The sequence below is a fragment of the Methylobacterium sp. A52T genome, from assembly GCF_053346095.1.
Genome location: NZ_JBKFBI010000209.1, coordinates 1 through 7032, shown reverse-complemented (window position 1 = coordinate 7032; position 7032 = coordinate 1). Strand labels below are relative to the sequence as shown.

Below are 7032 nucleotides of genomic sequence, written 5' to 3'. Positions count from 1 at the left end.
CCCCGGCCGGGGCGGGGGCCCCCCCCCCCCCCCCCCCCGCGGGGGCCCCCGCCCGCGACAACCTCGGCGGCCAGCGGGCGCAGCTCGCCGGGATCGCGGCCGAGAACGGCCTCCGGCTGCTGGCCTGCGGCACGCACCCCCTCGCGCGCTGGTCGCGCCAGACCGCCACCGACGGGGAGCGCTACAAGGGCATCCTGTCGGATGTCGGCATCGCGGCCCGGCGGGCCCTGATCTGCGGCATGCACGTCCACGTCGAGGTTCCGGACCCCGACGCCCGGGTCGACCTGATGAACCGGCTGCTACCGTTCCAGCCGCTGCTGCTCGCGCTGTCGGCCTCCTCGCCGTTCTGGCAGGGCGAGGCGACGGGCCTGCGGGCCTACCGGCTCAGCGTCTTCGGGGAATTGCCGCGCACCGGCCTGCCGGAACTCTTCGCCGACGCCGCCGCCCACGCGCGGTTCGTCGCCATCATGACCCGGTCGGGCGCCATCGCGGACGCGAGCTTCCTGTGGTGGTCGCTGCGGCCCTCCATCAAGTTCCCGACGCTGGAGCTGCGCATCGCCGACGCCTGCACGCGCCTCGACGACTCGCTCTGCATCGCCGCCCTGTTCCGCTGCCTCGTGCGCCTGTGCGCGCGCCGGCCGGATCTCCATGCCGGGCTCGACGGCGTCTCGCGGGCGCTGGCCTCGGAGAACCTCTGGCGCGCCCAGCACAGCGGCGTCGCCGCGTCCCTGATCGACGAGGCGCGGGGCGAGGCCGTGCCGTTCGCCGAGGCGCTGGAGGCGGTGCTCACGCTGGTGGCAGAGGACGCGGACGCCCTCGGCTGCGCGGCGGACGTGGCCCGGGCGCGGGCGATCGTGGCCGAGGGGACCAGCGCGGACGAGCAGATCGCGGCCTACGAGGCGGCGCTCGCCGCGGATCAGGACGAGCGCGCCGCCCTGGCGGCCGCGGTGGACTGGATCGCCGACGCGGTCCGCTGAGAGGTGCCGCATCCGCGCCGTCATCACGTGCGCAGCGAAGTGACCCGGGGTAGCGCGACCTCGGAAGGCTTGGCGTGACCCTGGGTTGCTTCGCTCCGCTCGCAAGGACGACAGGAGCTCGGATCAGCCCTTGTCGAACGGGTTCTGCGAGGTCCGCAGGGACAGGCGGATCGGCGTGCCCGGCAGGTCGAACGCCTCGCGCAGGCCGTTCACGAGGTAGCGCGTGTAGGATTTCGGCAGGGCGTTGAGCTGGTTGCCGAACAGCGCGAAGTGCGGCGGCCGGCTCTTCACCTGGGTGGCGTAGCGGATCTTGATCCGCCGGCCCGACACCGCCGGCGGCGGGTTGCGGGAGGTGGCCTCGTTCAGCCAGTCGTTGATGCGCGAGGTCGAGACGCGCCGGTCCCAGACCTCGGCGGCCTGCACCACCGCCTGCATCAGCTTGTCGACGCCGTCGCCCGCAAGGCCCGAGAGCGGCACGACCCCGACGCCGCGCACCTGCGGCAGCAGCCGCGTGCAATCCTCGCGGAGCTGCTTGAGCAGGCCCGGCTGGTCGGCGACCAGGTCCCACTTGTTGAGGCCGATCACCAGGGCGCGGCCCTCGCTCTCGACGAGGTCGACGATGGTGAGGTCCTGCTTCTCGAACGGGATCGTCGCGTCGAGGAGCACCACCACCACCTCGGCGAAGCGCACGGCGCGCAGGCCGTCCGAGACCGCGAGCTTCTCCAGCTTGTCGTCGATCCGGGCGCGGCGGCGCATCCCGGCGGTGTCGTGCAGCTTGATCCGCCGCCCGCGCCACTCCCAGTCGAGGGAGATCGAGTCGCGGGTGATGCCGGCCTCGGGGCCGACGAGCAGCCGGTCCTCGCCGAGCATGCGGTTGATCAGGGTCGACTTGCCGGCATTCGGGCGGCCGACGATCGCGACCTTCAGGGCGCGGCCGCCGGGGGCGTCGTCGTCGGCCTCCTCGTCCTCGTCGCGCTGGGGCAGGACGCCCTTGAGCGCCTCGTGCAACTCGCCCAGGCCCTCGCCGTGCTCGGCGGAGAACGGGATCGGGTCGCCGAGCCCGAGGGTGAAAGCCTCGTAGGCCCCGGCGAGGCCGGCACCGCCCTCGGCCTTGTTGGCGATCAGGATCACCGGGCAGCCAGCGCGGCGCACCAGCTCGGCGAAGGGCTGGTCGGCCGGCAGCACGCCGGCGCGGGCGTCGATCACGAACAGCACCACGTCGGCGGCGAGGATCGCCGCCTCGGTCTGCATGCGCATCCGGCCGGTGAGGGTCGCGGCGTCGGCCTCTTCCAGGCCGGCGGTGTCGATCACCCGGAACTGGAGGCCGCCGAACGCGACGTCACCCTCGCGCCGGTCGCGGGTCACGCCGGGGCGGTCGTCGACCAGCGCGAGCTTCTTGCCCACGAGGCGGTTGAACAGGGTCGACTTGCCGACGTTCGGCCTCCCGACGATCGCGACGGTCGGCATATCCATGGTGGTTCTCGAGACAGTCCGGACGATGAAATCAGCGCGTGATCGGCGGCGGCGGGGCGGCGGGCTCGGGCTTGGCCGCGGTCACCGTCACGGGGCCGCCCGCGACGATCGCCGCGTAGACCTCGATCCGCTCGCGCAGGTTCCGCGGCGTGTCGGGATCGGCCACGATCTGGTCGAACCAGCGGCTGGCGTCCTCGTAATCGCCCTTCTTCAGGGCGGCGAGGCCCAGCATCTCGCGGGCGGTGTGGCGGAACGGAGTCCCGGCGGCGAGGCCCTGGAGGTTGGCGAGCGCCGGATCCGGGTTCGCCCCGTCGAGGCGCAGCAGCGCGGCGCGCAGGCGGGCGAGGTCGCGCAGGCCGTCGCCGAGGCCTGTATCGTCGGCGAGCTTGTCGAACTCCGCGGCCCCGGCCGCCGGGTCGCGCTTGCCGGTCTCGGCCGCCGCCCGGAACCGGGCGAGCAGGCGGTAGCCCGCCGGGCCCTGCGCCTCCAGGGCGTCGAAGGCCTTGTCGGCCTCCGCGACCTTGCCGTCCTTGGCGAGGCGGTTGGCGTCGTCGAACTGCACCGAGGCGACCTCGGCCGCCGCGCGCTGCTGGGCCTGCCAGTAGCGCCAGCCCGCGACGCCCGCCACCAGGAGCACGGCGAGCGCGATGATCACGCCGCTGTAGCGCTTCCAGATCTGGAGGATCCGGTCGCGGCGGTAATCCTCGTCGACCTCGCGAAGGAACTCGTTGTTCTCGGCCATTCTATCCCGGCCCGCATGATCTCAGCGGGCCACCTCGTCGCGTTCGGGCCCCGCGCCTAACACACGGGCGCCGGGTTGGCGACAGGCCATGTCTTGGGTGTCGTCTCGGGTGCCCTCTCCGGCGCCGTCTCAGGCCGCGGTGCCCGGCCAGACGGGCACGCCGATCACCGGGTAGTGCAGGTAGCGGGCGAAGACGAACCACGCGGCCGTGCCGATCACCAGGGCCAGGACGTCGTTGCGCCAGCCCAGCGGGGCCGCCGCCGGACCGCCGTGCTGGGCCGCGACCGCCCCCGGGGCGAGGCCCCGGCGCTTGGCGCTGATCCGGGCGGTCACCGCCCAGGCGAGGAATCCGCCGAACAGCAGCATCGAGCCGAGATCGCCGTTGGCGAGGAGGTGCGCCGTCGCCCAGATCTTCACGGCGAGCAGCATCGGGTGCTTGGCCTTGGCGCGGATACGGCCGGGCAGGTAGGCGGCCGCGAGGCACACGAAGGCGGGCCAGACCAGCGCCAGGGCGAGGTGGCGCGTCCAGACCGGCGGATCCCAGACCGGGATGTAGCCGGCGAGCCGGTAATCGTGGAAGCCGATCCCGATCAGCACGAGCCCGAGCAGCGACAGGGCGGTGTAGCCGAGCTTGTAGCGGCCCTCGCCGATCCGGCCGACGATCGCGGCGCGCCGGGTGCGGGCCATCGAGAAGGCGTGCGTGCCGAGGAACAGCACCAGCCCGAGGATCAGGAGAACCATGGATGACTTTCGGTCGGGCCGCGCGCGTCCGGTCGGCGGCAAGCACTCTGTAATGGTTCTCAAGCGAATCTCCGCCTGTTTGTCCAGGCGCGGCCGGGACGCAGCCGGGTGGCGATCATGGGTTGGGCGAACGGGATCGCCGGACGGGCGCGCGCCGCGCGCTCAACCGGCTCCGGGGCGGCGGCGCGCCGGATCCTGCCGACGCTTCCCCTGGCGCTCTCCCTGGCGCTCTCCCTGGCGCTCTCCCTGGTGCTTCTGCCGCTCCTCCCGCGCGTTGCCGCGGCCGCGCCGGAGCCGCCGCTCTCGGCGCTGACGCTGGTCGGGCCGCCCGCGCTCGTCTTCAAGGCGGGGCGCGACGCCTGCGACGGCGCCGACGTGCCCGACGCGCCGGCGCGCGCCTTCCGGGAGGCGTCGGGCGCGGTGGCGCTCTACGGGATGCATTACCGCAACCGGGCGCTGCGCGGTCCCGACCTCGCGCATCTCAAGATCGACTGCGCGGTGGTGCTCGATTCGGGCGAGAAGCCCGATCCGGCCACCTACGACGACCGCTCCTGGATCACCGCCACCTGGACCGAGGACGGGAGCCGCGTGGCCGCGCTCCTCCACCACGAGTACCAGGCCAACGAGCATCCCGGCCGCTGCCCGGCCGCCAGCTACATGGCCTGCTGGTACAACACGATCACGGCCGCCGCCTCGACGGATGGCGGCCGCAGCTTCAAGCGGCAGAGCCCGCCCGCGGTGGTCGCCGGAGCGCCGTTCCGGCAGGAGATCGACCAGGGCCGCCACCGCGGCTTCTTCAACCCGTCGAACATCGTCGCGGACGGGACGTGGCGGTACTTCCTCGCCTCGACCACCGGCTGGACCCGGCCCGGCAGCGACCAGGAGGCGGGGGTCTGCCTGTTCCGCAGCGACGACCCGGCCGATCCGACCCGCTGGCGGGCCTGGACCGGCACCGGCTTCACCGCCGCCTTCCCGGATCCCTATCGCGCCGCCCGCCCGAACACGGCGACCTGCCGGCCGGTCGGGCCGTTCCCGGGCCCGGTCGGCGCCGTCGTCCGGCACCGCGGCACGGGCGCCTGGATCGCCGTGTTCATGGCCAAGGCGGGGGAGGGCTTTCCCCGGTCGGGCTTCTACTGGACCACCTCCCGCGACCTGATCGCCTGGGACAGCCCGCGCCTGCTCCTGGAGGGCGCGACCCTCTACGACGACCCGTGCGCGGCGACGGCGCCGCTCCTCGCCTACCCGTCGCTGCTCGACCCGGACGCGCGCGGCCGCAACTTCGACGACGTCGGCGACCGGGCGCTGCTGACCTACGCGAGCCTGCGCACGGAGGGCTGCACGATCACCTCCGACCGCGACCTGCTGCGCCGCCCGGTGGCGATCCGCGTCTGGCCCTGATCCCGCTCGACCGGCGCGGCCCCACCGCGCGACACCGCCCCGAGCCTCGGGCGCATCCCGTCCGACCAGACGCGGCTCTACGGAGCGGGCCGGCCGAGCGCCACCGTGTAGGACGGGCCGGCCGCGACGGAGCGCCCCGGGAGGCCGATCCGCTGGCAGAGCACGGTGCCGAGGGTGACGCTCAGCATCAGCGCGGTCGCGGAGAGCAGGAGCGTGGTCGCCCGGGCATAGGCGCGACCGGCATGGATCAGCAGGCAGCCGAACGCGAAGATCGCGACGGCCTGGAACAGGTGCTGCACGGGCGACGTCCTCTCTGGCGGCGGACGCGCGGTCCGGGCCGGCCGGGATCGAGCGCCATCGTCTCCGAGCGGCGTGAAAACGCGGTTAACGTCGGGTATAGCTGGCTCCGGAGTCGCCCGCTCGGAGAGGAATCCGCATGTCGCGTTCGAGGGTTCCGGAGGCGCAGAGCCGCCCCGACGGCACGGGGGTGATCCCGTCCCACGACACGGCGATCCTGGGATCGGGCACCGTCGGCGCGGGGGCGATCGGGGCGTCGGCCCTGGGCGCGCTGGCCCTCGGGGCCGCGGCCCTCGGCGTCGTGGCGGTCGGCGCCTTCGCGATCGGCCGCCTCTCGGTGGGCCGCGCCCGGGTCGGCACCCTGGAGGTCGGTTCGCTGGAGATCGACACGCTCACGGTGCGCTCGGTGCGGATGCCGGACCGCGGCTGAGCCGAGGCGCCGGGAGGAATGGGAGGAGGGGAGCGATGACCGATCGGAAACCGCCCTTCCGGCCCGCGGACGCGGTCGACGCCCTCGGCGAGGTCGAGGGCGATTTCGTCCTGCCGCTCTGCCTGCCCGGATCCAACCTGCTGATCGGCGAGGACCTCGCCATGCTGGTCCTCGACACGATCCACGGGCAGCGGGTCGGCCTGCCGCTGAGCCAGCAGGGCGCGGCCGACCTCCACGCGGTCCTGGGCGAGGCCCTGCGGCTGCTGCAGGCGCGGGACCGCGGCCCCATCCAGTAGGGCGCGCGCCGGCGAAAGGCTTCGTTGAGGCGGCCGGGATAGACAGGTCCCGGTTCCTCTCCGTGGCGGCCGATGCGCGCTCCGTTGCTTCTCCTGCTGCTGACCTGCGCCGCCCCCGCGCAGGCCCGGCCCGCCACCTTCATGGCGGTGCACGCCGTCGGCATGGCCGCGCTGCCGCCGGTCCCGCCCGCGCCTGCGGCCATACCCGCACCGGTCGCCGCCGACGCCCGCGCCCGCTATCTGCCGCTCATCGCCCGCGAGGCCGCCGGCACCGGCCTGCCCCTCGCGGTGGCCGACGCCGTCGCGCGGATCGAGAGCGGCTACGACCCCACCGTGGTCGGCAGCGTCGGCGAGGTCGGGCTGATGCAGGTCCGCCCGACCACCGCGGCGATGCTCGGCTTCCGCGGCACCGTCGCCGAGCTGGCGTCGCCGGAGATCAACGTCCGCTACGGCGTCCGCTACCTCGCCGAGGCGTGGCGCCGGGCCGACGGCGACCTCTGCCGCGCCCTGATGAAGTACCGGGCGGGCCACGGTTCGGAGGCGATGTCGCCGCTGTCGCAGCTCTACTGCGCCCGCGCCCAGGCGATCCTCGGCAACCCGGAGGCGCGCGTCGTCCGGGCGACCGCCCGCGCGGCCGCGCCGGACCGCCTCGCCGCGCGTCCGGCGGGCCGCGCCCAC

At 74.3% G+C, this 7032-nt stretch carries 9 protein-coding genes; 5 read left to right on the top strand and 4 right to left on the bottom strand.

From position 1 onward, the window contains the following. Positions 1-977: carboxylate-amine ligase (locus tag ACLBYE_RS28780; RefSeq protein ID WP_447696773.1), on the top strand; the 977-nt coding region annotated here is incomplete at its 5' end. Positions 978-1100: 123 nt separating this feature from the next. On the opposite strand, the gene der is transcribed toward ACLBYE_RS28780, so the two are convergent. From der to ACLBYE_RS28765, 3 genes are all read right to left on the bottom strand, one after another. Further along, positions 1101-2450, bottom strand: coding sequence for a ribosome biogenesis GTPase Der (gene der, locus ACLBYE_RS28775; RefSeq protein WP_447696772.1), 1350 nt, complete (start codon positions 2448-2450; stop codon positions 1101-1103). Positions 2451-2481: 31 nt separating this feature from the next. Continuing rightward, positions 2482-3192 carry a tetratricopeptide repeat protein gene (locus ACLBYE_RS28770; RefSeq protein ID WP_020093797.1) on the bottom strand — a complete coding sequence of 237 codons (711 nt, stop codon included), beginning with the start codon at positions 3190-3192 and terminating at the stop codon, positions 2482-2484. A 129-nt stretch (positions 3193-3321) separates the two neighbouring features. Further along, positions 3322-3933: an NnrU family protein gene (locus ACLBYE_RS28765; RefSeq protein ID WP_447696771.1), complete on the bottom strand. Its 612-nt coding sequence runs from the start codon at positions 3931-3933 to the stop codon at positions 3322-3324. Between the two features lie 117 nt (positions 3934-4050). On the opposite strand from ACLBYE_RS28765, the gene ACLBYE_RS28760 reads away from it, so the two are divergent. Next, positions 4051-5331, top strand: a complete 1281-nt coding sequence (locus ACLBYE_RS28760; RefSeq protein WP_447696770.1) for a hypothetical protein — start codon at positions 4051-4053, stop codon at positions 5329-5331. 77 nt (positions 5332-5408) lie between these two features. Here ACLBYE_RS28760 and ACLBYE_RS28755 read toward each other — a convergent pair whose 3' ends face one another. After that, entirely contained in the window at positions 5409-5630 is a 222-nt protein-coding gene (locus ACLBYE_RS28755; protein ID WP_100252755.1) for a hypothetical protein, read from the bottom strand. Between the two features lie 137 nt (positions 5631-5767). Here ACLBYE_RS28755 and ACLBYE_RS28750 point away from each other — a divergent pair, with 137 nt between their 5' ends. The 3 genes from ACLBYE_RS28750 to ACLBYE_RS28740 form a co-directional block, all read left to right on the top strand. Further along, complete coding sequence (locus tag ACLBYE_RS28750; RefSeq protein WP_447696769.1) at positions 5768-6058, top strand: hypothetical protein; 291 nt, start codon at positions 5768-5770, stop codon at positions 6056-6058. A 35-nt stretch (positions 6059-6093) separates the two neighbouring features. Beyond that, positions 6094-6354, top strand: coding sequence for a hypothetical protein (locus ACLBYE_RS28745; RefSeq protein ID WP_020093792.1), 261 nt, complete (start codon positions 6094-6096; stop codon positions 6352-6354). A gap of 72 nt (positions 6355-6426) precedes the next feature. Continuing rightward, the coding region (locus tag ACLBYE_RS28740; protein WP_447696768.1) for a lytic transglycosylase domain-containing protein at positions 6427-7032 on the top strand (606 nt) is incomplete at its 3' end.

Excerpts from the sequence above, each read along its gene's own strand:
- ACLBYE_RS28765 (WP_447696771.1), bottom strand. The coding sequence starts at position 3,933 with ATGGTTCTCCTGATCCTCGGGCTGGTGCTGTTCCTCGGCACGCACGCC.
- ACLBYE_RS28760 (WP_447696770.1), top strand. The coding sequence starts at position 4,051 with ATGGGTTGGGCGAACGGGATCGCCGGACGGGCGCGCGCCGCGCGCTCA.
- ACLBYE_RS28770 (WP_020093797.1), bottom strand. The coding sequence starts at position 3,192 with ATGGCCGAGAACAACGAGTTCCTTCGCGAGGTCGACGAGGATTACCGC.
- ACLBYE_RS28750 (WP_447696769.1), top strand. The coding sequence starts at position 5,768 with ATGTCGCGTTCGAGGGTTCCGGAGGCGCAGAGCCGCCCCGACGGCACG.
- der (WP_447696772.1), bottom strand. The coding sequence starts at position 2,450 with ATGGATATGCCGACCGTCGCGATCGTCGGGAGGCCGAACGTCGGCAAG.
- ACLBYE_RS28745 (WP_020093792.1), top strand. The coding sequence starts at position 6,094 with ATGACCGATCGGAAACCGCCCTTCCGGCCCGCGGACGCGGTCGACGCC.